Annotated in this window: 17 protein-coding genes; 2 read left to right on the top strand and 15 right to left on the bottom strand. The window is 44.2% G+C overall.

Features of this window, described 5'->3' with window-relative positions; all coding sequences use genetic code 11:
• Nucleotides 1-743: 743 nt before the first annotated feature.
• The 11 genes from QVC79_RS02715 to QVC79_RS02665 form a co-directional block, all read right to left on the bottom strand.
• The gene (locus QVC79_RS02715) at nucleotides 744-1,856 is read right to left on the bottom strand and encodes a TlpA disulfide reductase family protein (RefSeq protein WP_287642435.1); all 1,113 of its coding nucleotides are present in this window, start codon (nucleotides 1,854-1,856) and stop codon (nucleotides 744-746) included.
• Nucleotides 1,857-1,912: 56 nt separating this feature from the next.
• Nucleotides 1,913-3,058: a hypothetical protein gene (locus QVC79_RS02710; protein WP_270595386.1), complete on the bottom strand. Its 1,146-nt coding sequence runs from the start codon at nucleotides 3,056-3,058 to the stop codon at nucleotides 1,913-1,915.
• 155 nt (nucleotides 3,059-3,213) lie between these two features.
• On the bottom strand, nucleotides 3,214-3,867 hold the full coding sequence (locus QVC79_RS02705) for a hypothetical protein (protein WP_151412229.1): 654 nt from the start codon (nucleotides 3,865-3,867) through the stop codon (nucleotides 3,214-3,216).
• A gap of 18 nt (nucleotides 3,868-3,885) precedes the next feature.
• On the bottom strand, nucleotides 3,886-4,614 hold the full coding sequence (locus QVC79_RS02700) for a hypothetical protein (protein WP_270595385.1): 729 nt from the start codon (nucleotides 4,612-4,614) through the stop codon (nucleotides 3,886-3,888).
• A gap of 23 nt (nucleotides 4,615-4,637) precedes the next feature.
• Nucleotides 4,638-5,723: a TlpA disulfide reductase family protein gene (locus tag QVC79_RS02695; RefSeq protein WP_270595384.1), complete on the bottom strand. Its 1,086-nt coding sequence runs from the start codon at nucleotides 5,721-5,723 to the stop codon at nucleotides 4,638-4,640.
• Between the two features lie 71 nt (nucleotides 5,724-5,794).
• Entirely contained in the window at nucleotides 5,795-7,498 is a 1,704-nt protein-coding gene (locus QVC79_RS02690) for a DUF4998 domain-containing protein (RefSeq protein ID WP_270595383.1), read from the bottom strand.
• A 12-nt stretch (nucleotides 7,499-7,510) separates the two neighbouring features.
• On the bottom strand, nucleotides 7,511-8,989 hold the full coding sequence (locus tag QVC79_RS02685) for a DUF4959 domain-containing protein (RefSeq protein WP_270595382.1): 1,479 nt from the start codon (nucleotides 8,987-8,989) through the stop codon (nucleotides 7,511-7,513).
• A gap of 27 nt (nucleotides 8,990-9,016) precedes the next feature.
• Nucleotides 9,017-10,969: a RagB/SusD family nutrient uptake outer membrane protein gene (locus QVC79_RS02680; protein ID WP_270595381.1), complete on the bottom strand. Its 1,953-nt coding sequence runs from the start codon at nucleotides 10,967-10,969 to the stop codon at nucleotides 9,017-9,019.
• A gap of 19 nt (nucleotides 10,970-10,988) precedes the next feature.
• Nucleotides 10,989-14,474, bottom strand: a complete 3,486-nt coding sequence (locus tag QVC79_RS02675; RefSeq protein ID WP_270595379.1) for a TonB-dependent receptor — start codon at nucleotides 14,472-14,474, stop codon at nucleotides 10,989-10,991.
• A gap of 64 nt (nucleotides 14,475-14,538) precedes the next feature.
• The gene (locus QVC79_RS02670) at nucleotides 14,539-15,702 is read right to left on the bottom strand and encodes a FecR family protein (RefSeq protein WP_270595378.1); all 1,164 of its coding nucleotides are present in this window, start codon (nucleotides 15,700-15,702) and stop codon (nucleotides 14,539-14,541) included.
• A 20-nt stretch (nucleotides 15,703-15,722) separates the two neighbouring features.
• Nucleotides 15,723-16,304: a sigma-70 family RNA polymerase sigma factor gene (locus tag QVC79_RS02665; RefSeq protein ID WP_124316482.1), complete on the bottom strand. Its 582-nt coding sequence runs from the start codon at nucleotides 16,302-16,304 to the stop codon at nucleotides 15,723-15,725.
• Between the two features lie 196 nt (nucleotides 16,305-16,500).
• Between QVC79_RS02665 and QVC79_RS02660 the strand changes: the two genes are divergently transcribed.
• Nucleotides 16,501-17,292 (top strand): 4Fe-4S binding protein, encoded by a 792-nt coding sequence (locus tag QVC79_RS02660; RefSeq protein WP_270595377.1) that lies wholly within the window; start codon nucleotides 16,501-16,503, stop codon nucleotides 17,290-17,292.
• Nucleotides 17,293-17,358: 66 nt separating this feature from the next.
• Here the strand turns inward: QVC79_RS02660 and QVC79_RS02655 are convergent, their stop codons facing one another.
• The 4 genes from QVC79_RS02655 to QVC79_RS02640 all read right to left on the bottom strand — a co-directional run bounded on the left by QVC79_RS02655 (nucleotide 17,359) and on the right by QVC79_RS02640 (nucleotide 23,216).
• Complete coding sequence (locus QVC79_RS02655) at nucleotides 17,359-17,976, bottom strand: cytidylate kinase-like family protein (RefSeq protein ID WP_270595376.1); 618 nt, start codon at nucleotides 17,974-17,976, stop codon at nucleotides 17,359-17,361.
• Nucleotides 17,977-18,055: 79 nt separating this feature from the next.
• The gene (locus QVC79_RS02650) at nucleotides 18,056-19,405 is read right to left on the bottom strand and encodes an MATE family efflux transporter (protein WP_270595375.1); all 1,350 of its coding nucleotides are present in this window, start codon (nucleotides 19,403-19,405) and stop codon (nucleotides 18,056-18,058) included.
• Nucleotides 19,398-21,254: a (E)-4-hydroxy-3-methylbut-2-enyl-diphosphate synthase gene (gene ispG, locus QVC79_RS02645; RefSeq protein WP_270595374.1), complete on the bottom strand. Its 1,857-nt coding sequence runs from the start codon at nucleotides 21,252-21,254 to the stop codon at nucleotides 19,398-19,400. The genes QVC79_RS02650 and ispG overlap by 8 nt, the downstream gene beginning before the upstream one ends.
• Before the next feature lie 57 nt (nucleotides 21,255-21,311).
• Nucleotides 21,312-23,216, bottom strand: coding sequence for an AMP-dependent synthetase/ligase (locus tag QVC79_RS02640; protein ID WP_416336086.1), 1,905 nt, complete (start codon nucleotides 23,214-23,216; stop codon nucleotides 21,312-21,314).
• A gap of 117 nt (nucleotides 23,217-23,333) precedes the next feature.
• Between QVC79_RS02640 and QVC79_RS02635 the strand changes: the two genes are divergently transcribed.
• A complete protein-coding gene (locus tag QVC79_RS02635; protein ID WP_124317696.1) occupies nucleotides 23,334-23,468 on the top strand; it encodes a peroxiredoxin family protein in 135 nt (44 codons plus the stop codon).
• Nucleotides 23,469-23,960 lie beyond the last annotated feature (492 nt).

The raw sequence follows: 23,960 nt of genomic DNA, 5'->3' as shown, positions 1-23,960 counted from the left end.
GATTCACGCTCGCTACGTTTTGTTCATTTCAATATCTTAAAGAACTCTTCTTTTCTATTTTTATCTCCCCTTCTCCCGATCCCCCAAGCCTTCGTTCTGAAAGCGGCTGCAAAGGTAAGGCTTGTTTTTCACTCTCCAAATTTTTTCAAGCTTTTTTTCAAACTTTTTTTTCTCGCCCCCCGTTTAACCTCTTTCCCTCGTGCCCTCTCTCTCGAAAGCGGGTGCAAAGATAAGGCAATGATTCCCCCTTTTCCAAATTTTTTCACCATTATTTTTCATCTTTTTTTCAAGCCCCCGACCAATACCGTGACTGGCAAAACGTTAGGGAGAAAAATTTTTACCGGGAAAACGGGAAAGACCACCGGGAAAAGGGAGGGGAAGGCGGCAAGACCGGGAAAAGGGACCACGCTCTCGCCCGGCAAGCACCTTTCAGGGACACCCGTGAACGTCTTTGAAACGTCTTTGATTCGAATTTGATACGTCTTTAATCCCTGTCTTCCCCCTGTTTTCAACGGGAAAACAACGGGAATAACAACGTGACCCTGACGATTCTTACCCGCCGAACGAACGCCCACGAGCGACCTTGTACCGAAGGTGAACCGAAGATGTACCGTGATTGATTGCTGTCTTCATCCTGTAATCTACGGGTATTCACGTAAAGTGATCGAGAATATTAAAAATAAGAGGGAGTCAATATTTTTTTCAACTCCCCCTTTCGCACGCACCTGAAAATAAAAAGCACTTTATTTCTTCTTTTTCTTCTTCGTCAATTCTGCCATTTTAGCACGAAGTTCTGGAAACGAGAGATCACGGGCAACGATACGATTCTCGGCATCCAGCAGGAAATAAGCCGGGAGATCTCGTACCAGATAGAGACGGACAATCTCAGAATCCATTCCTTTAAGGTCGGAACCATTGGTCCAAATCATCCCGTCAAGCCCGATAGCCTGTTTCCACATGGCAGCACTCTCATCCAGTGCCACACTGACAATTTCAAGACCTTTCGGGCGATATTGCAGGTAAAACTTAACCAAATCAGAATTATCCTGCCGGGAACTACCTTGTTGTGCAGCCCAAAAATGTATAACCTTCCATTTAGCGGGCAAACCGTGTAAGGTAAACGTGTTGCCATCAGGCTTCATCAAGGTAAAATTGGGAGCGACTTCACCCTCGATCAACTTGCCATACCGATCCAGCATGGCCGCTATGGCTTTGCCGGGAACCGTAGCCCGAGCCGATGTCCCCAATAATTCATATTTAGTACGAAGCGTGGTTTCATCATCTGCTGCCATATTCAAGGCGATGATGTAAGCCGAGACATAATTGTCAGCATTAGCCTTGATCAATTCCTGTGTTTTAAGCACCGATTGCTTGTAAGCATTATCAAGACGGAGTTGCAGACTTTCCACTTTCGCTGGATTGCCCCCGCCTTCCAAGGCCTTGTACTCGGCCTCTACTTTATTCTTCTCCACGGCATAATCATGGCCGATACGTTCAAACTCTTTCAATAGTTGTACCGCAGGTCCTTCTCCCTCGATAGCCGCCCCTTGAGCCGTGACAGAAATCTGGTAATTCACGTCGTTCTCTAACAACAACGGGACTCGACCGTCCACCCCGGGAAAAACCAAGATCACGGCACGAGCATCCCCCGGCAATACTCCTCTGAACATAAAGCTACCATTCACAACCTCAGCCGATGCCAGCGTGTCCGCCGTCCCGAAATCAGCCGCCACTGCGTGTACTCTCGCAACTGCTAGTCCCCGTACTTTCCCGGATACCATATAGCCGCCCTGCGCTAGACAAGTGCCACCAAACAGTATCCCGGATAACAATAATAACATCATCTTATTCATCATAATCAATTTATATATTACACAATCTCTTATTCCTAAATTATCCGAACATTCCAATTTCAAGGAGCTACCACGGATAGCTTCATCTTCAAATTCAACTGAAGCAGGGGTAGGGCAACGACGCCGCGCTGTATGGATTTCAGACTCTTGTCATTCTCATAGTAATCGCTTAAATCGAACTTATATAGTTTGGGGCGTATCCGCTCCCGACCGACGGTGACATAAAGTTCGCGCAGTTCATCGTCGCTCAGCACATCGAAAATCTCCCGCGATAGGGCAAGCGTGTAATCCTCCAAGCTACCGCCATCCCGTTCTGCTTCCGCGTAAGCATACACGGAAAGAGGACGTTCTTCCTGCTCAGCCAACTTTTGCAAGCGAACAAGCACATCTGCGGGGAACGCCCGCCCGACGATTTCCGTCATCCACCGCTCCAATTTTTTCCAGTTTTTCACGGGAAGCGAAGGCAAATGCGTCTTGGCTGCAGCATTTGTTTCTTTGCTCCTCACAAATATCCGATCATGTTTCTGTTTTAACTCCAATCCCTCCACTTCACGCTCCAGCACTTCTGGCTCCTCGTCACCACGCCCATCGTCCTCTAGAATCAAGCCGTACGGTTTTTCTTCCGTCGTATCGCGCTGATACAGGTCCAACAGAAAGAGCGAAGCATAAAGTCCATCGCAGTCTTTCCATTCATGAAACCAATCACGACGGCAGGGGAAATTGTACTCATCCTTCGCAAGCTTTTTCCATTCTCGACCGACGGCAACATAAAACTCACGGATTTCATCATCGCTCAACGCATTGAACAGAGCCTCGCCAATGGTAATACTGTAACTTTTGATACGCCCATTCCGTTTGGCTTCCGCATTCACAAAAATCGTTGCTAAAGGATTGCCCTCCTGCCCCTCTATCTTCCTCAAGCGATTGAGCACCCCGGCAGGAAACACTTTCGCGACGAGTTCTGCCCTTCTCCGTTCCACTTTTTCTTTATCAGTCTCCCACAAAGTATATAGCTTGGAAAAATGCACGGGCTCCATCTTTTCTCCATTGATATGAACCACCCCAAAACCCATCGCTTCCCTCCTCTCTATCTCCAATCCATCAATCTTACGGTCTGTATTTCCACGCCCCTTCCAAGAATCTTTCGTCTGCCCCATCGTCATTTCCACTAGCACAAGCAATATTAGTATTATCATCCATTTCATATCATTTCTTTTTAAATACTTCGTTTTCAATCTTGTCCAATCGATCAAAATCACCAATACGAGCACTCAGCGTTTTCCAACAACAACGACACCTTGTCATCGATACCTTCAAAAATCAATGTCACTGCACGGGCATCAACCGCCGCCACACGAACCTATAACAACACTTCCTTGTATTTTTTCTTTTTCATCCATCTTGCATTCCACTCCTCGGTGACATCTCGAACTTCGATATCCTCTTTTTTCCAAGTTTCCATTGCTCTTTTTCTGCATTTTTTTGCTTCTTTAATATCTTTAATAAAAAAACCAACAAGAAAATCATCTTTAATATAAGTTTCCTGCAATTTATACGGCAATTCCAATTTTTTCATGATAAGTTGCTCCAGCTCGTACAACCTATCCGGTGAAAGATTTCCCCAAAATGAATTTGTGGCACTTAAATAGAAAAAATTAGTCACTTGCAACAATTTCCTTTTTGGGGCATCCAATCGCAAAGTTATTCCTGCAATCACAGATCGGCACTCTTTCAATTCTTCCGCAGAAAAAAAATCATGTAGTATTACAGACAACTGAGCCTCAAGATCTAGCATTTGAGCGGGTATTACATCTCTTTCGGGAACCTCTTTATACGTGGTGTCCGGGTTATTCACGTTTTGTATGTATGTAAATAGTTTTTTGAATCTTTCTTTTCCCCGTGATACTCGATACGTCACATTCTTACCTTTCACGATGCCCTCCTCGTACAATATTTGTGAAAACAAGGTATTCACGACAAACAAGGCTATAAATAATAGTGTAATTTTTTTCATGGTCTGTTCTTTATATTATTATGATTTCATCAATTTCATAAGATTAGGAAACGGATTTTCCCCCTTATTTAGTCTAATAGAATACCATCCTTCACCACTATACTCCGGCATTATCTCAAGAAGAATTAATGCTGCATTATAATTCTGATAAAATAAATCCATTTCTTTCTCGGTCAAGGAATTTTTACGAAGATCGTTAGCAAGTACTCCTAACGCTATGGTGAATTCGGTATTAACAATAGTCGTTTGTTTGCTTTCTCCGTATATATACTGGGCTAAATAAGCCTCTAATTCATTATTCCTACTTTTTTGGGGCTTTAAATCACCCGTCTGAAAAACGTGGAAAAATTCATGAAACAATAGTTCTTCATTAGTCTTAAGTCTCAAAGCATTACGATTATAACCGATTACTCCCATTCCATAATACCTCATTTCTCCAGCTTCATCCACGATCTCTCCATCTTCATCTATTTTCCCAAAAAAATGGAAACGAATAAAAGGACCATTAGGATATCGATTTTTAAGTTCACGAAGTAATATTTTTCCCATCCTACTGCCCAATACCTTCTTCGTTGCACGCACAAGTTCTTCAGGTGCTCCTTCCAAAAGAATATCTTCAACCGTTAGATCTTCAATAGGCAGATTCATTCCCGTAGCAGAAAACACATCCCCCTCTACGCCTACTTCCATATTCGAACACCCCCAGCAGAAAATAATAAACAGTAAAACAAATGCACAATTTTTCATATCTTACTATTTCTTAATACATTTCATTTATCCCCTAGTAACTCGGCAATTTTCTTCTCCAAGGCCTTGCCCCGTAAATTTTTGGCGATAATGCGGTTATTCTCGTCGAGCAACAAGGTATGGGGAATACCCCTGACAAAGTAGCGGGTAGCGATTTGCTGCCGCACATCCAAAATATTCAACCACTTCATTTTCTCCACCACCATGGCTTGCTGCCAATCCGGGACTTTGGAATCCAACGACACACCGATGATTTCCAATCCCTTGTCATGATACTTCTTGTACACCTTGCACACGTTCGGCATTTCTTGCCGACAAGGAGCACACCACGAAGCCCAAAAGTCCACCAACTTCAATTTTGCTTTCACCCCGTACAGGGATAGCGTATCATTATTCACCATGCTCCCTTTAAAATTCGGCGCGATGGCACCAATTTCTACGTCCTTCATTGCTGCCAAACATTGTACAATCATCTGCCCGAACAGACTATTCCTAGCAGGCTCGCCCAATTCGTCGAACACGGTTTGCAGGGAAACATAATCCATCTGCCCCATTCCCGAGGCAACGATAAATGCCGACACGGGAGAATCTTTGTAGGTTTTAAGCAACTCCGCCTGCTTTTCCCCCGCCTCCTGCATCACTCTCGAAAATTGCTGCTGCAACGCCTGTAATTGCATCTGGTTCTGCTGGGCGTAAGCCGCTTTCATTTGCTGTTCCACGAGCATTTTCTCCCGGGTAATCCGCCGGTTCACGGCTTCAAACTCGTTCAATACTTTCTGCGAATCGCCACCACCCTGCACCTCGATGCCATTCTCACCCGCCACTAACAAATACTCCAAATTCTCCAACATCAAGGTTGCCACCGGTTGCCGCTCTTCGGTCAAGATATAAGCCAAGATCATACCATCCACCTTTCCCGTGAATTCAAAATCACCATCGATCATGACAGTTTCACCCAAAGACACAGCCCCCTCGGCTCCATTTCCCACCAACACCAATTTGCCACCAAGATTCCCTCCCAACTTGCCCGTGATTTTAAAACCGTCTTGGGCATACGCAGCCACGCATGCCCCCCACAGGAGGCACAAAATAAAAACTATTCTTCTCATACTACGTTTGTTTATAAAAATCCTCCCGCGACAACTCCGCGGTTCCCAACGGGAGGATCTTCACGTGTTGATTACGGTTCGGTATAAGGAATAAAATCCCCTAATTTAAGACTGTACGTCGCAACTCCGTCCATTTCGTCCACCTTGTTATTCGCCATTGATAAACGTATGTACCGCACCTCTTGCCTCAATTCCTCCGGGATCGTGATATAAGTTGCCTCACCAGCATTATTGCCCACGGTGATATAGCCATCCACATACGTCGCATTCGTCCACGAAACGGCATCATTCGACACCTCGATCTTAACGGCCGAAATCAAGTAACCCAATACTTTTTTGTAATCTTCTGTAATAGCATCGGGGTGAGCTTGTACAAACTTGAAACCATGCACCATTTGCGGAGTCTTCATATCGAACGTCAACTCGTACGTTTTAATTTCAAAACGCTTTCCCGGAGAGAAACATTTCTTACTGTCATCATCAAGTAACCATCCCATGCTACCGGTATTATTGTTCCCGCTATACGTGGTATCGGAGCACATCAACGCCCAGTCTTCCCACGCCAAGGGGACAATCCCCGGTTGTGTTTGGTCGGCAACCGTGTAATGATTTAACAAATCAGCATCAATCTTTCCTAACTGCTGTAAAAATTTAGTATAAGACATTTCCCCTAAATCAGGATCTCCCAATTTACCGGAAAAATACATTCCATTATACACATTTGTTTCCACGCCCCGGGTTGTCTTCAAATATTGCAGGGTCATCAACGCCTTATACTCGTCCGTGAGGCTCACGTAATCTTTTTCCACCCCTTTCATCCCCCACATATCCAATGCTTCACACAAATACCGGTTCTTTCCGAGATTCACCTGCTTCAACGCCGGCAAATAAAACAAGTCTTCGAACGTCGCCAAATCATAATCCAAATCGATTTCCTCGATTGTATTCACCCGACTCTCCCAATCCGGCCCATAGAGTTGGTTCATCCACAAGGTAAAATGAGTGGACCACACCCGTTCGCCCTTCTCCAATGTAACCTCCGTGAAAGGGATCTCATCCAAACATTCCGCAACCCTGCCCTTTCGGGTAATTGTCAATGGTTCGTTAAAGTTAATTCCCCAACTGACGCCCTCCTCGGGTAACAAAAACATATTTCCCACCAACTGTATCATCGTTCCCCACTGATCAACTTCCAATGTGTCACTCATGTTCTCAAGAATATTCCATTCGTGTTTGTTCCCATCAGTACCGATGTAATGCAACATCACTTCTTTCAAATAATCGTTCTTCTCGTCCAACGTCACGGCCATTCGATTCCCTAACGGATAAAAATTGATAATACCGCGAGAAATCACGCTCAAATTTTCATGCTCACTCGTGTAAGGTAATCCGTAAACCTCCCGCGTAAACGACTCGGTACTGTCCGCAGTCAGATTACTCACTCGTATAGTGTAAAGTGCATTATCCAAATTCTCTATCCACAATGTGTCTGATGCCTTGTCCTTTTGCAAAGGAACATATTTTTCCTTCAGCCCGCTTTCCTTATCCGATTGCCAAGTCACTTTCGTGTACTTGACATTTGCATCATTACCGTTCTTCCACGTCACGCGCAGGCGTTCCCAACCCGGTGCGACTTCCACGTCCCCTGCCTTACCCACGTAACGCACCATGCCATCACCACTCCACTCGTCGTAGGTGTCTTCCAAATCCTCGCAACTCATCGTGAAGCACATCGAGAGTAATCCAATTCCATATAATAATTTTCTTTTCATCATCTTCTTATCTGTTTATTGATTTGACTCCGCTTTCACACATACCTCCAATTCATTCAATGTCACGTATTGCCCTTCATTAAAGTTTCGTTTAATAAAATTAAACCCGGCAAACGTATCTTCAATAATCATGATCAAATAACGGTAGGTTGCTCCCGTGTAATTGAATTGCAGATTCAAACAAACCGGTTCTTCTTCATCAAACCTCGCTTCTCCCAAATCTAACAACGTGGTCATAGCCCCAAATTCATCATACGCATAATTACCGTACACATCCGATCTATAAACCCAAGTACCCTTAAATTCTTTCGTAACCGCTGCCTCAAAATCAAAGTCATCCACAAATAAAGGTGCAGTCAGAGCACATATATCTTTATCTTCCGCATGCGATGCTAAAAGAACCGCAGAACTCTTCACGACCTCATTATCTGCATTCAGTAACGAAGCATCGTTCGTACCATACACTTTCACCACACTCGGGAGACGAGTTTTGTAATTTTCCCCACTTTTAGACCACCATTTACTCAAATTCGCATCCGATGAGGTATAATAATAATTGTCTTTCCCCATACAAACAAAAGCGTACAAATTAATTGCTGCCGGTACTTTTTCCTCTTTCAAATCAATGACAAATTTTTCATCGAAAGTTCCACCATCAGTCAGGAAGGTGTAGTACTCGTACTTCCGGTTATCCTGACGTGCCAAGAATGCCTTTTTACCTTTTTTGTCTCCATCGAAAAGGTACTCTACTCCCAATTTATAGGTATCGTCTTCCACCGCTTGACCCGTGTAGCGGAAATCAAACTTATCTCGCATCAAAGTATCCTGCGTGAGGACAACCACACCTTTCACCACTTCCTGCTTCACCCGCCTACCTTTAAAATCATCTGTTCGCACCACTACATCAACAGCATCCATCCGTTGTTGTATCGGAATATTGATTGTATCTCCCCCCTCGACAATCGCCAAACTCGCCATCAATATCGAATCCGGTTCGTGCGTCTTGGGATTCTCACCAATATAAAACACGTGAATCAAGCCGTTCACCGTCTCGGGAGCATCATACACCACGCTGAAACCGCCCCAGAACGAATTTACCTTGATATCATCAAACAACGCCACTGTTGCGGACTTTTCCGTGGCAAAGGTTACCTCCACAGGTTCCGTTTCCACCATCGCCCGGTTGAAATAAGAAACCTGTGCCGCCACAGCCGGTTGCATTTCCGTGAAACCATCCAACAAAAGCGAATCATTTAAATAACTACCATCCTTCACAACCGTTTCTCCCCACACACTATTATAACGCACCCGAATACCAAACACCTCCTTATCCTCCGGCAGCGAATAGTGCATCACCGCACCTCCGGGAGCCGGGGTGAAACGAATCGCCTCTTGCGAAACATCCACGGGCAGGTCAAACCCGATCTTGTCATCGTCCGAGCAGGCAGCAAAGACGCCTGCCACGAACATCGCTATCAATAATTTACATTTCATAGTCATTCATTATTAATTCATTCATCATTACCAACCTAGATTTTGCACGATACCCGAGATCAAAGTCTCCTCACTCTTGATAGGCCAAAAATAATCCCGCGGAGCGACAAACTCGCGATTGCTTTCCACCACGACCGGACCGTTTCCATTGTTATAAAAAGCTTTTTGATCACTAGCCGCCACTTTCCAACCGAAAAGCTTATCATTCAATTCCTTTTCCGCAATTTTCCAACGGCGTAAATTCCAAAAACGCATTCCCTCAAACATATACTCGATATTCCACTCCTGACGGATGATCTCGCGCATCCCGGCCTTAGTTTTCACGTTATTACGATTCCTCGCTCCAGCCCACGAAACTTCCACATCCGGTATCCCGGCACGTTTACGCACCACGTTGAGTGATTTATACACGTGTTCCTCATCCGGAGCATCGAGGTACTCGTTCCATGCCTCAGCGGAAATCAAGTAAAGCTCCGCCATACGAATCAAGATCATGGGATTTTCACCAAAACCGGCAACCGTACTGCTGTAATTAAACAATTCCGCCTCCGAACAAGTGCCTTTTTTCAACCAGTAGCCAGTGAGGTTCTCAGGTGCCGTACCCGTGATACGTTTGGCTCTCAACCCGAATTCCTCTCCTTGCTGGGCCTCCACTTTAAAATTACCGCTTGAAGATCGGCCAATCCGCCAATAGCAACGATCGGCTCCAATACTAGCATAGAAACGAGGTTCGCGTTTGGTATGTAACACCAGAATATCCTCGTTCAACGCCACCACCTCTGAATACTTCGGATCTTTCTCTTGGGTCATACCATAGATGTTTCCGCTATAAGCACGATCCTCACCCAACGGCAGACCGTTCTCCGTGTAGAACATTTCGACCATTTTCATACTTGGGGCCAGTTGAGTTCCGGGGATACCTCCTATGGGATCAGAAATCAAACGGGGTAACGCCCAATACCACCACTCACTTCCGGAGTCACTTGCCCTTCTGATCATCAGCAACGCCTCCGTACTACTAAAATTCGCAGCCCGCACAGACTTCTCTATATTAAGCATATGGGTCTGTAATACAGACGTAGCCTTACTATTGTCTATCAACATTTTTCCGGCATTACGACATGCCTCAATTGCCTCATCGGCAGCCAAAGCGGCACGATGCCATTTTTCCTTTTGAGCTACCGGATCTCCAGCCACGGGGAACAGCAATTCTCCTTTCTTGTTCTTAAAATCGGCATACACCGGATTATTGGCAAACAAATCGGATGCCTGATAACACAACGCCCTCGCCTTCAATGCCATCACCGCCTCTTTATTGAAATATCCCCAATGAGTTGATTGTTGCTTGGCAGAAGAGGGGATGCCCACCCGGACCGCCTCATCACACAAGTTTACAATCATTTGAAAACAACTATCCACATGGCTACGAGGTAACTTCAGCGAGGATACATCTTGATTCGGATCCATAAAATCCGGCACCAAAACAATGGGACCATAATGACGCACCAACTCGAAATAGTAGTAGGCTTTCACGGCAATCACCTCTCCCTTCCACTCTTTTTTCTCCTTCTCTTCCATGTTGTACACTTGGTCGATTTTATCGATAAAAATGTTACACAAATTAATCGCCGCATAAAAATCGGATCGGGGATTCATACCGTTAATCCAGCGATCGGCATACGGTTGAAACACGTTTTGCTTACCGGAAATAATCTTATCTCCAACAAAATACCCGGCATTTTTCAAGTATTGGCACATCACCACCTCGTCGGTAGCCGTGTATTCCACCAAATCCCGTACCGATGTACTACTAGCATTCAAAGGGACATAGCAACTTTTAAACCACGCATAGGCATTGTCACGCGTCTCAAAATCCGTGTCGATAGTCGTAATATCCTCTTCCGGCACCACGTCTAACCAACTGTCGCAAGCTGTTAGCAGGAAAAACGGCAATAGTAGTAAAGTATATATTCGTTTCATACACATTATATATTTAAATTTAGAAACTGATGTTCACGCCCACGGCGTATGTTTTCTGTATCGGGTAATTGAACCCATCCTCTCCCAACTCCACGTCCCAAATTTTAAAATTAGAGAACATGAACGGATTATTGGCGCGGGCGAATACCTTCACCGTTTGCAAGCGTAACTTCTTACGCCATGCTAACGGCAGGTTATATGCCAACTCCAGCGAGGTACACCGCAAGAAACTACACTCGCGCATGAAGTAGGTGGACTTTCGTTCTTCCACACTGCTATCCCAATCCTCCTGCGGATTAGTTTCAGTGATGCTACTCGTGGAAAGCCGCGGCCAAAAAGGACGGTTTGCCATATTGTTTTCACTCCAGTGACTCTCGTAGATTTCCTTCAGCATGGCATGATCGCCTACAAACGGGGAGATGGCCTCCGCATTGATAAAGAACCCACGGTTACCGGAACCTTGGAAGGAAAAATTAAACTCCCAATTTTTATAATTGATAAAACCGCTAAACCCATACACCAATCGTGGCGTTTCGGGGAAACCGATATGCACGGCATCCTCCACGTCTATTACGCCATCATGGTTAATATCGCGGTAACGAATATCACCGGGTTCAGCCGAGGGTTGACTAGCCGAGTTATCAATTTCCTGTTGATCGCGAAACAATCCTTCAGCGATGTATCCTACTTGTTGTGAAAGTTCGTATCCCGTCTTTCTTTGATAAGCCGGTTTGTCAACAGCTTCCTCCAATTCCTTATAAATAGCCTTACTATACGTGAGCGTACCGTTCAAGATAATCCAGCAATCATTACTAAAGGCATGCTGTATTTTCGCTGACAGGTCGACACCGCGCGAGCGGGTTTTGCCCATATTATCCAACGGGGAAACCTCTACCCCCACATGAGCGGGTATCACCTCCCGTAACTCAATAACATTATGGCGAATTTCTTGATAGAAATCAGCATTGAGTTCTAATTTATCTTTAAAGAAACGGGTTTCCAATCCCAAATTAATCTGCTCGGACACCTCCCACTTTACATCGGGATCGCCATAGTTCTTTATCATTTTTCTTGTGAAATTTGTAGTACTCCCTACCTCCGGATCCTTTACTTGCTGACCTTGGGCTAGTTCTTGCATATACACGAAACGGGGAGTCGATATAATCCCATCGTTACCGACCTTACCCCAAGAGGCTCGCACCTTCAAGAAAGAAAGCGTGTTACTAATCCCCTGAAGAAAATTCTCCTTGCTGGCAATCCATGCCACTCCGACTGCAGGGAAAAAACCCATCCGGTTATTCTTGGTAAACCGCTCGGAGCCGTTGTACCCGAAACTCGCCTCCACGAAATAACGATCTAAGAACCCATAGCTACCACGCATGGAATAGCTCAAATTACGCTGTTCCAACCCACTGAACAAACTGCTAACGGGAGCATAACTACCTTGTTGTGCTTGGAACACGGCAGTCAGTGAAGTCTGGTGTTTATTTGCTTCTGCACCGCCCCAAGCTGCCGTGTGTAATAAAGTGACATTATACACCCATTGCGTGGTACTTTGCGCCTGCGATCCATCCGATCCATCCGACCAACTTCCCAATTCCAACGTTCGACGAGGTTTTGTAGTAGTATTCACATTCGTCAACTTATGCGTACCCTTTTCAAAATCGTAATCACCGGCCTCCGGGTTCATGTAATAATAATAAGGGATTGTCACGTAATCCGATGATTCGTATCCTGTCTTCGAAAGAGCCACGCTTCCCCGAAGTTCTAACCCCTTCAACACAGAGGAAAGATTGTGGATATACTCCACCTTTGTCGTGGCAGAATACCGTCCGCGTTCCTTATATCCTTTCTGCAACATGGCATACGGATTTGCTGCTTTCCCCGTGGCGTCATTCCCGAAACGCAGGTGAGGCCAACTATATTTTTCGTCACCCGGATAAAGCGGGGCAAAATTCACCGGTGATGCATTGAATGCCAAATAATAGGCTTGTGTCACGTCATAAGACGGACCGTGGTATTTATCGACACTGATCGATACGTTCGCCAGCATACGGATGGCACTGCTCAAGTTCACGTTCAAATTAATGCGCGAGGTCAAGGTCGAGTTCTTGATATTCACATCGAACTGGTTCAAGCGGTCGGTTTTCAACATACCTTGGTCGTTGGTGTAATTGACCGAAGCGTAATATTGCATTAACTCGGATCCACCACGGACATTCACGCCCACGCGGTGATTGACGGACATATCCTTGAACATGATTTTGTACCAATCGTTAGCCGGATACACCCAAGAAGGATATCTTGGGTCACCCGTCCGCTCAATCTTGGTCAAGGAATAAGCGGGACTAGCCAAAGGATTACGGGTCGTCTGCGCCTCATTGTACATCCGCATATAAGTTTTTGGATCCACCACGTCAATGTCTCTAGTTGGCATGGAAGCCACCGCCTCATAACGAACGGAGGTATATACGCTCCCCGCCTCCCCCTTCTTCGTAGTCACCAAAATCACCCCGTTCGCCCCTCTGGCCCCGTACATCGCCGTGGCTGATGCGTCCTTCAATACAGAAAGACTCTCGATATCCTCCGGTACCATACGAGCCAAGTCCAAACGGGAAGATTCCACCCCGTCAATCAGAATCAACGGCTCAGACGCACCATTGGATGAACTGATACCCCGGATATAAAACTTTGTGTTCATCTCCTCTTCAGTCAACGCCCCGGGAGCACCTCCTGTCTGCCAACCAATGATACCAGCAATTTTACCGGCAAAAGAGGAGGTCAAATCACTACTGGAGGATTTTAAGTCCATCGGCCGAATCGTGGTAATGGCAGAAACCACACTTTCCTTTTTCTGCGTACCGAATGCCACAACCTGTACTTCATCTAAGTTCTGTTCCTCAGGATTCAAACGTACATTTACCTTCGTTTTCCCCTTCAATTCCACAATAGCCGTTTTGTAACCAATAAAAGAAACCCGTAAAGCATCTGTCGGTCTCACATTAATCGTGTAACGCCCATCCATGTTAGTGGCTACACCTTGAGATGTACCTTGAATCAACACCGTCGCTCCGGGAATGGGATTTCCGTTCTCGTCAACCACCCGACCGGAAATCTCGATCAACTTCACATCCAGCTGTTTTCGTAGCGTGATCACCACGTTTTTATCCACGATCTCGAAACTAAAACGTGTACCATCTAAACATTTTGTAAGAATCTGTTCCAAAGTCACATTCTTAAAAGATTCGGTAATCTTTTTCGTTTCGTTTTTCACGTTCTCGCTGTTGTACGTGAACTTGTAATCACTGTTCTTTCCAAAATAATCAAACACCTCTGTTAAAGAAGCATCTTTAAAATTCACGGTGAATTTCGGAACTTCTTGAGCCATAACAACACCTATATTGCCTATGACAAACAAAGACAACAAACTCAGGAATCGTTTCAAAAACCTGTCGTTTCCAAAAATACACTCTCTAAAAGTGTAATAAATCGGTTTTTTCTTCATAAATTTGCTTTTAATTATTACAATTAATGAGTAACAATAGGTAAAGGGAGTGAAGGCTCTTTGCCTATTTTTCTTTTATAATGATCATATCACCTATTCTCGTGTACCGGAAATCTCCCGTTCCCGCTAGTATTTGTAACACGCTATCTATATCTGAATACCTTTCCACCATTGTCGTGTAAGGAATATTCTCCAAGGTAGAGGTCTCAAAACGACATTCACACCCATACCACTCCTCCAACACGTTGGCAATCTCCCGCAATGGAGTTTCCCGGAAAGCAAACATATTATTCATCCAACTCGTGTAATATCTCGTATCTACCTCCTGCACATGAATTTTCCCGATCCCGGACACACAAGCCTGTTGTCCCGCATGTAACTCCACGCTATCCTGCAGCCCGTGCTTCATCCGCACGAGGCCTTCCACTAAAGTCGTAACACATGAGTTTTCACGGGCATTCACGTTAAAACTCGTTCCCAGTACACTGATTTCAGATGCAATTGTCTTCACGATAAAGGGATGAGACTCGTCTTTTGTCACGTCAAAATAGGCTTCTCCTTTCAAGTATACCACTCTTTGATTCTCCACGAAAGAGTTCGGGTATCTCAGTTCACTTCCGGCATTCAACCACACGTGACTGCCGTCATACAAGACGACTTTTATATTTCCCTGTTTCGAGGTCGTCAACACGTTATATTCTACCTCTTGCTTAATTTCTTGTGGTAACACCTCTCCGTTCCCGCTTTCCTCCTGTTTCAAAGATGCTTTATTGCCCGCTTTCAAAGATTCTTGCTTTACAGAGTCTTCCAAGTAAACCACTTTCCCCGTCGTTGTTACTAACGTCGCGAAAGGTTCCATCTGTTCTTTTGACACAGAAGAAAGTAATACCTGCCTTGTCGGTTCAGTCTTGTCTTCCATAGAAAGCATAAATATCACTCCGACCAACAGTACGGCGGCAATTCCTGATATGTATTTCAGAACACGCACGTGCTTCTTTTTCTTGATTTTATCATTCACCTTTTTTAAAGGCACATTCGTATCCACGTTATACATATCTGTTATCCCCTCGTAAAGATGATCCGCTTCCTGAAGCTCTAGGAATAATTTTCGATTCCTCGACTCCAGACACCACGCCTCCAACAACTCGTCCTCATCCTTAGAGGTTTCTCCCCGTAGAGATTTGTAAATTAAATTACTGATTTCTATATCCTTCCGTATCCTTTTCATGAATATCTACCTTTTATCTATTAACAAAAACAAGTGACTAACAACGAGATTAACACCAAAAGACACTGGTTATAATCCGACAAATGGAGCTTCAAATCTTTATAGGCTTGCTTTTTATGCGTTTTTACCGTGTTAATACTCAAGGATAACTCTTCCGAGATCTCATCATAGCTATATCCCTCCATTCGCAACAACATGATATCCCGCTTCACATCCGATAATTTGTTGATCTCTTCCAATATTCTAGCCTTTAGTTCATGTTCGATAATCAAATGATCAACTAAGATATCATCCACGAAAACATCCTTCAATTCTTCCATGTTCCGTTCCACCTTGTGATCCCGAATATAGTTCAACGTCTTATTTTTCAGACAACTGTATAAATAAGATTTAAACGACATCATATCCGGAAAACGATATGCTTTTTCCCACATATAGAGAAAAGCTTCTTGAGTAATATCCGCACTAATGACCTCATCCCGGAGTAACTTTAGCGTGAAAGTATAGGCCCGAGGATAGAACATATTAAAAATAGCCTTGAAAATCTGAGTATCTTTCAAGTCTATTTCAGATGTCTCTATTTGAATTTTTTCCAAAACCATTATTCAACTATTAGTGCCTTTTCCCCTAAAGCACCAAAACGATAGAAAAGGGGTGAGGCAAATACGACTTTTTTTTAGAATACGATTATTTTTTTTTACAAATCACATATAAAACGTGAAAATTAGTGATAAAAATCGAATATCCTAAATAATCCTTACCTTTGCTGAAAACAATAATCTAGCAACAAAGAACATTATGCGAGTAAAGAATATTCAACCTGTATATTTTTCACCGACTCATACCTCTGCAAAGATTGTCACGGCAATAGCAGAAGGAACTGATATCATAGTAAATAAAGAAATTGATTTAACCTATCCATGTGCGGATCAAAAAGTCATATCAACAGATTCGTTGGCAATTATCGGTGTTCCAACCTATGCAGGAAGAGTGGCTCCGACGGCATTGGAAAGGCTACAAAAAATAAAAGGAGACAACACCCCGGCTATCATTGTTGCTCTTTATGGAAATCGGGATTACGAGGATGCCTTACTTGAATTACGGGACACCATGAAACAACTGGGTTTTATCCCTGTTGCCGGTGGAGCCTTTATCGGGGAACACTCGTATAGCACGGAGGAATTCCCCACGGCTGCCGGACGCCCCGATGTATCCGACATACAAATAGCCACTGAATTCGGAAAAAATATTATAAAGCTACTAAATCAATATGCAGATATAAAAGAATTACCCGCTTTGGAAGTGAAAGGGAATTTCCCGTATAAAGAGAATAAACCTAAAACTCCGGCAACCCCGATCACCATTGACGAATTGTGTACACAATGTCAATATTGCATCGAAATCTGTCCTGTTGAAACCATCGAATTAAAAGAAGAGATCGTGAGCGATCCCGAAATTTGTATTAAATGTTGTGCTTGCGTGAAGGAATGTCCTAACGGAGCCAGAGTTTTCAACACTCCTTTTTCAGAATTTCTCTTCAAGAACTTCCATGAGAGAAAAGAACCGGAACTTTTCTACCCAACTCGTTAAAGTATTTCTTGATTTACGATTTATGATTGGCTATTCTTCCATCATAAATCGTAAATCAAAAATCATTCAGTCTTTCAGCGCTTCTTTCACAAAATTCTGGATAAAATCCACTGTTTTCTGTACTCCTAATAGACCTGAGTCAACAGACAAATGGTAAGATGATGCCACACCCCACTCTTTATCTGAGTAGAAATTATAATAATTCGGACGAGTTTTGTCCATCTTGCGAATCAACTCACGGGCTTCCTGTTCCGATATATGTTGACGATTCATCACGGTCTTCACGCGTTCTTCTATATCTGCATGAACAAACACGTTGATACAACGTTTATTGTCACGCAAGATGTAATCGGCACAACGTCCCACGATCACGCAGGAATGTTCGCCTGCCACCTTACGAATCACGTCCGACTGGATTTGAAAAAGCTTATCATTAGAAAGAAAATCATTGTACTGGAAGGGCCCGAAGGTAAATCCGGCAGCAAAAGCCTGTAACAAGTTTCCGGAATTCTTTTCATCCGCCTTCTCGAAAAACTCCTGACACAAACCGCTTTCTTTCGATGCGAGGGAAATTAATTCCTTGTCATAGAAGGTAATCCCGAAACGTTTTGCCAACTCTTGTCCGATCTCTTTACCACAACTTCCGAATTGGCGGCCTATTGTAATAACAAATTTATTATCCATATTTTGATCTTTTAAATCTATTCTTCTACAAAGCTATCGATTTTTTTTGAACCTGTAACCCGCCATAATATAAATTTCTTCATGCTTTCAGATGTTTTAGTTGCCACCTCAACATACAGGCCGCAACGATCGTCGCGATGGCATCCGCAACCGGCATACTCATCCAGACTCCGACCGTTCCCCAAATGGATGGAAACACCAATAATGACGGGATCAAAAATAGCAACTGTCGTGTCAACGACAAAAAGATCGCCTTCTTGGCCATCCCGATAGATTGGAAGAAACTGGATGTCACCATCTGGAAACCAACAACCGGAAAGAATATCAACACGATACGCAGACCTTCCACGGCAATATTAGTTAAAGTTTCGTCCGATGTGAAAAGGTAAATCAATGGCCGGGGAAAAATCTGTCCCGCCAGAAAACCGACTGTCGTAACAGTCACGCCACAAAAGATGGTATATTTCAATACTTGAATCAAACGGTCGAACTGCCGGGCTCCGAAATTATACCCCGCAATAGGCTGCATTCCTTGGTTAAATCCCATCACGATCATGATAAACAAAAAGACGATCCTGTTTACAATACCATACGCCCCGATAGCCAAATCCCCTCCATACGTTTTCAAACTCTTGTTGATCAAGATCACAACAAAACAAGCACACAGATTCATCAAGAAAGGAGATAGCCCGATGGCCAACATCCCTCCCACGATCTGACGTTTCAACCCGAATATTCCACGCTGAAAATGCAAGAAACTCCTTTTACTTGAAAAATGGTGCAATTCAAATCCCAAAGCGATAATCTGTGCTGCGATAGTAGCCAAAGCTGCACCCCGGATTCCCCAGCCGAAACCTAAAATAAACAAGGCATCCAACCCACAATTCACAATAACAGCCGTCAAAGTAGCAGCCATCGCTTTTTGTGGATAACCCGAAGCTCTTAAAACCTCGTTCAACCCCATATAAATATGCGTGACGAGATTTCCCGCCAGAATCACCTGCATATATTCCCTTGCATAAGGTAACGTGTCCGGACTCGCCCCGAAAAAGAGCAATATCGGATCAAGGAAAAGCAATGCCACGGTCATAAATACCAAACCGATAATCCCGTTCAGCATCACCACGTTCCCCAAAACATGAGTAGCACTCTCCTTGTCTTTCTGTCCCAATTTAATAGCAACCAACGTCGATGCTCCTACCCCCACCAACGACCCGAAAGCCGCTGCCAGATTCATAAACGGGAATGTAATAGCCAATCCCGCAATCGCCAATGGTCCCACTCCATGACCGATAAATATACTATCCACCATGTTATAAAGTGAAGAGGCCGTCATGGCAATAATCGCCGGGATAGCGTATTGCATCAACAATTTTCCGATCTTCTCGGTACCTAAAACTAAAGGTGCGGTATCTCTTGTATTAGTCATTCCAATCTCCGTTCTCTTTTATTAATTGTTTCAATGCCTCAATGGCTTCTTCCTCCGGCACAGCCACACGCACCATCTCTTTTCCCCGGAATAGATTCACTTTCCCGTTTCCGGCACCCACATAACCGTAGTCCGCATCCCCCATTTCTCCGGGCCCGTTCACGATACAACCCATCACGGCAATCTTCAAACGACTCAGATGAGCAAATGCTTTCTTTACTTTCGCCACGGACTCCTGCAAATTATATAATGTTCGTCCACATCCGGGACAACTGATAAACTCTGTTTTATAACGACGCACTCCTGCCGATTGCAATATATCCTGACTCAAATGTACCCCGTAGAACATATCCGGAATACCGGGACATGACAACCACAAGCCATAAACCAGCCTGTCAAGGAATAAACCTCCTAGATGAGCAGCCATCCACAAACTCAACCTGTTGGAATCCGACTCGTCAAGCATGGCCCGTACAATTACCCGGTTCATTATCCCTAAACGTTTCAACTCTCCCAAGTACAAACGATACAAAGCGCTAGAAGGACGCTCAGGATTCAACACCACGATCGCATTTTTCTCCCGTTCCAACTTTCCGGCAAGCTCGGTATTTATCACTTCCTCGTCGCACATTTCCACGAAAATACCGTCCCCCTCCACGGGTTTCGATAGCCGGACGAAATCTTTGGCATCAATCAAGGCGACCGCCTTACGATTATACACGTGGGCAATATCCAGACTATCAAAAGGGACCACCACGGTCACGGAATCCGGTAATTTCGTCAACTCCGGTCCTAATGCCTCCGTGTAGATCATCTCCGGAGCCCGCATCCCACCTTGCAACATATCGCCATACACGGGATCATTCTCTGTCGCCACGTGAAAATCCAGACCGGCCATCACAGCCTCGTCAAGACATTCCACCTTAGAAATATCCGCTACAATCACGGGATGAGAGTAACGCCCTACCAAATGAATCGGTTCCGTTTTCAAATCCTGTAAACAACAAATCTCATTTAAAAGATTCGCCACGGGAATCTCCTGTTCCGGTTCCTCAGTCAAGGATACCCGGATCGTATCGCCTAATCCTTCATTTAATAAAGTACCAATACCCACGGCAGAACGAATTCTTCCGTCCTCTCCTTCTCCGGCTTCAGTCACTCCCAGATGCAACGGGTAATCCATCCCCTCTTTCTCCATCTCCTTCACAAGCAAACGCACTGCCTCAACCATCACCCGGCAATCACTCGATTTCAAGGAAATCACGACATCATCAAATTTCTCATCCCGACACACCCGCAGGTATTCCATGGTTGCCTCCACCATCCCGGCAGGTGTGTTCCCGTAACGGCTCATAATCCGGTCAGACAAAGATCCGTGATTCGTTCCTATCCGCACCGCCGTCCCGTATTCCCGGCACACGTCCAGAAATGCCGTGAACTTTTCACGCAAACGCTCTAACTCCGCGGCATATTCCTCGTCCGTATAAGTCAATGTTTTGAAAGTAGCCCGTTTATCCACAAAATTCCCCGGATTGATACGTACTTTCTCCACGTGTCTGGCAGCCTCAATCGCCGCCTCCGGGTTAAAATGAATATCCGCGGAAAGCGGAGTCGTGTAACCTCTTCGACGTAGCTCCGCGTGAATATTTTCCAGATTTTTAGCCTCCTTTATCCCGGGAGCCGTAATCCTCACCAACTTTCCTCCCGCCTCGATAATCCGTATAGCTTGTTCCACACAAGCTTCCGTATTCATCGTATCGGTATTTAACATGGATTGTACCAAAACCGGATACTCCGATCCAATATATATTTCTCCAATCTTAACTTGTTTCGTAGATCGACGCTTCATAATAATTGAAAATTGAAAATTGAAAATTGAAAATGATGACACTTTCTGACTTTCAACTTAAGATATTAATTGCTTTAAATTCTGAAGGTTACGTTTATTCGTAATTTCTTTTCCTTCCGGGGTGTAAAGATAATCGATTTCTTCTTTAAATCGGTCATAAACTTTAGCTCTTACGACTTTCATGGTCGAATTTATCATGCCATTCTGTTCGTTCAGCGCCTCCGGTAACACGGCCACGACGGCAGGCAGCCACCTTTCCGGAAATAAATGAGCGTGTTTCCCACCTACCCGGTAAGCCATCAGCTCACTCTGGATCTTTTTCAACATAACCCGGTAAGCATCCATGGAATCCGATTCAACATCCTGTTTCTCGATATACTCCCGTAACGCCATTTTATTCGGGACAATCAACCCGGCCGTGTACGGGGATTGATTATTATATAATATACAATAATCTATATATTTCGACTGTTCGGCAATGGTCTCCTCGATTCCTTCCGGGCTGTATTTCTCCCCGTCATTCGCGATCAGTAAGGATTTGAAACGTCCCAGCACGTACAACCAGCCATCGGGATGTAAATACCCCAAATCGCCTGTATGCAGCCAACCGTCCACGATCGTCTCGGCCGTACTCTTCTCGTTTCGCCAGTATCCAGCCATCACGTTTCCTCCTCTTATCCACAACTCCCCTTTTTGTCCTTGGGGTAATTCCTGTCCTTCCTCATCACAAACTTTCAAATCAATCGGCTTTACCAATATCCCGGAAGAACCGAAACGATAACGCCCGGGGGTGTTCGAACTGATCACGGGAGAGGCCTCCGACAAACCATACCCTTGAAACATCGGAATTCCCAAAGCCGCGTAGTAACGCTGTAATTCAATATCCAGCAAGGCTCCACCTCCCACGAAAAAACGAAGGTTCCCGCCAAATACCTGTTTCCGAAGTTTAGAGAATAAAAGAGAATCCCATAATTTCACCAAAGGTTTCAGCAACACCTTCCATCCTCGTCCCCGATCGTCCCCGAAACCATTATATGTATAAGCAATCTTCAATCCCAGATGATAAAACCGATCTGTAAAACGTCCTTTCGCTTTGATCCCCGCCTCGATATTCTTGCGGAAATTTTTCGCCAAGGCAGGTACGCTCAATAATATATGAGGTTTCACTTCCTGCAAATTCACCGGGATATTACGCAAATACTCCATTCCCGACTGCCCGTAATCGACAGAAGCCAGCGAGGCCCCGTTATACATAAAAGAGTAAAGCCCTACCGTATGGGCAAAACTATGATCCCATGGTAAAAACAATAATATCCGATAATATGCAGGGATTTGTATCAAGGAATCTGATTGCAACACGTTCGTCACGTAATTCCGGTGGGACAACATGATTCCTTTAGGCTCCGCCGTCGTCCCCGAAGTATAAGAAATATTTACCAGATCATCCTCCGTCACGGTATGAATCCGGTCATTCATCAACTCCTTGTGTTCTCCCCGCCAAATCTCCCCCTCTCGTTGTAACAACTCAAAGGACACGTATTTACCTTCATTTATATCTGAATGTATCACGATAATCTTTTCCACCCCTCCAATTCGCCCTTCAATTCCCCGAACTCGATTCAAAAAGTTTGCGGACACGATCAAAAAACGAGCTTGAGAGTGTTCCACCCGAAAAACAATTTCGTTATCCGTCAACTTTATGGATAGCGGCACATTCACGCCTCCGGCGTATAACATCCCCAATTCCGAGTACACCCAAGCATTACAGCCTTCGCTTAACAATGCAATCCGGTCTCCCCTATCCACTCCTAATTGACACAAAGCACCCGCGAAGTTCAATACTTCTCGCTTTACCTCCATATATGATGTAGCCGCAAATTTCCCGTTTATCTTTTCCCATAAATAAGGATTATCCGGAAACTTTTCGCAACTTCTTTCAAATAAATCTATAACCGTCTTCATATCTTTCATCATTCCCACAAAGCTAACAAAGAATTTGGAAATTCTTACGAAGAAAACCGACCATTCGTTGCCGTAAAGAACTTTTCATTCTAGATCTGCCGGGAAACAAATCCGGAAATGATAGCCCTCTACAATGAATTCAATTCCCAAGGCTTGGAAATCATCAGTATTTCTCTGGATAGCGACAAATCCGAGTGGCTGGAAGCATTGAAGAAGACGGTTTACTATGGCCTTATCACGGTTCCGAACTAAAATCATCGCTATCAACCTGAAAGGTGAATCCCTAAAACAAAAAATCAAAGAACTGATGAAGTAAACACCGCCAAAGGCCTGCATTGTAACCTTATCATCATATTTCCCGTAAAATCAAACTCACCAAAAACCGAAAGCCATGATAAGAGCATTAATCCTGGCTATCGTTCTTTTCCTTATCGGAACAACGATAGCAATAAATAATTATATCAAAACTCAAGACCAAGTACCCTCGTCAAAGGAAGTGTTTCAACCGGATGAATTCCATATCCCCAGTTTTACACACAATACGCTCTCTCTCGAATATCATTCATTATAAGCAAGATAATTATTGCATAATTTGTGCAGCACTTTTTATGCTACACAAATTATGCAATAACTTTTAAGAATAACAAGAGGTGTATAATATTTACGCATTCTTTAATATCTTCTCCAAAAATAATCAACATTTGCACAAATCCAAACATAAAACGCCTAATATTTGTCACAAAT

It is taken from the genome of Butyricimonas sp. (genome assembly GCF_019423355.1).
In the GTDB taxonomy this organism is placed as follows: Bacteria; Bacteroidota; Bacteroidia; order Bacteroidales; family Marinifilaceae; genus Butyricimonas; species Butyricimonas faecihominis.
This window is presented reverse-complemented; position numbering and strand designations above follow the sequence as displayed.

What these genes read in the sequence shown, in the direction of transcription:
- QVC79_RS02700 (WP_270595385.1), bottom strand. Translation starts at nt 4,614, where the DNA reads ATGAAAAATTGTGCATTTGTTTTACTGTTTATTATTTTCTGCTGGGGG.
- QVC79_RS02705 (WP_151412229.1), bottom strand. Translation starts at nt 3,867, where the DNA reads ATGAAAAAAATTACACTATTATTTATAGCCTTGTTTGTCGTGAATACC.
- QVC79_RS02715 (WP_287642435.1), bottom strand. Translation starts at nt 1,856, where the DNA reads ATGATGAATAAGATGATGTTATTATTGTTATCCGGGATACTGTTTGGT.
- QVC79_RS02635 (WP_124317696.1), top strand. Translation starts at nt 23,334, where the DNA reads ATGATAGCCCTCTACAATGAATTCAATTCCCAAGGCTTGGAAATCATC.
- QVC79_RS02640 (WP_416336086.1), bottom strand. Translation starts at nt 23,216, where the DNA reads ATGAAGACGGTTATAGATTTATTTGAAAGAAGTTGCGAAAAGTTTCCG.
- QVC79_RS02685 (WP_270595382.1), bottom strand. Translation starts at nt 8,989, where the DNA reads ATGAAATGTAAATTATTGATAGCGATGTTCGTGGCAGGCGTCTTTGCT.
- QVC79_RS02670 (WP_270595378.1), bottom strand. Translation starts at nt 15,702, where the DNA reads ATGAAAAGGATACGGAAGGATATAGAAATCAGTAATTTAATTTACAAA.
- QVC79_RS02710 (WP_270595386.1), bottom strand. Translation starts at nt 3,058, where the DNA reads ATGAAATGGATGATAATACTAATATTGCTTGTGCTAGTGGAAATGACG.
- QVC79_RS02665 (WP_124316482.1), bottom strand. Translation starts at nt 16,304, where the DNA reads ATGGTTTTGGAAAAAATTCAAATAGAGACATCTGAAATAGACTTGAAA.
- QVC79_RS02695 (WP_270595384.1), bottom strand. Translation starts at nt 5,723, where the DNA reads ATGAGAAGAATAGTTTTTATTTTGTGCCTCCTGTGGGGGGCATGCGTG.
- QVC79_RS02650 (WP_270595375.1), bottom strand. Translation starts at nt 19,405, where the DNA reads ATGACTAATACAAGAGATACCGCACCTTTAGTTTTAGGTACCGAGAAG.
- QVC79_RS02660 (WP_270595377.1), top strand. Translation starts at nt 16,501, where the DNA reads ATGCGAGTAAAGAATATTCAACCTGTATATTTTTCACCGACTCATACC.
- QVC79_RS02675 (WP_270595379.1), bottom strand. Translation starts at nt 14,474, where the DNA reads ATGAAGAAAAAACCGATTTATTACACTTTTAGAGAGTGTATTTTTGGA.
- QVC79_RS02680 (WP_270595381.1), bottom strand. Translation starts at nt 10,969, where the DNA reads ATGAAACGAATATATACTTTACTACTATTGCCGTTTTTCCTGCTAACA.
- ispG (WP_270595374.1), bottom strand. Translation starts at nt 21,254, where the DNA reads ATGAAGCGTCGATCTACGAAACAAGTTAAGATTGGAGAAATATATATT.
- QVC79_RS02690 (WP_270595383.1), bottom strand. Translation starts at nt 7,498, where the DNA reads ATGATGAAAAGAAAATTATTATATGGAATTGGATTACTCTCGATGTGC.
- QVC79_RS02655 (WP_270595376.1), bottom strand. Translation starts at nt 17,976, where the DNA reads ATGGATAATAAATTTGTTATTACAATAGGCCGCCAATTCGGAAGTTGT.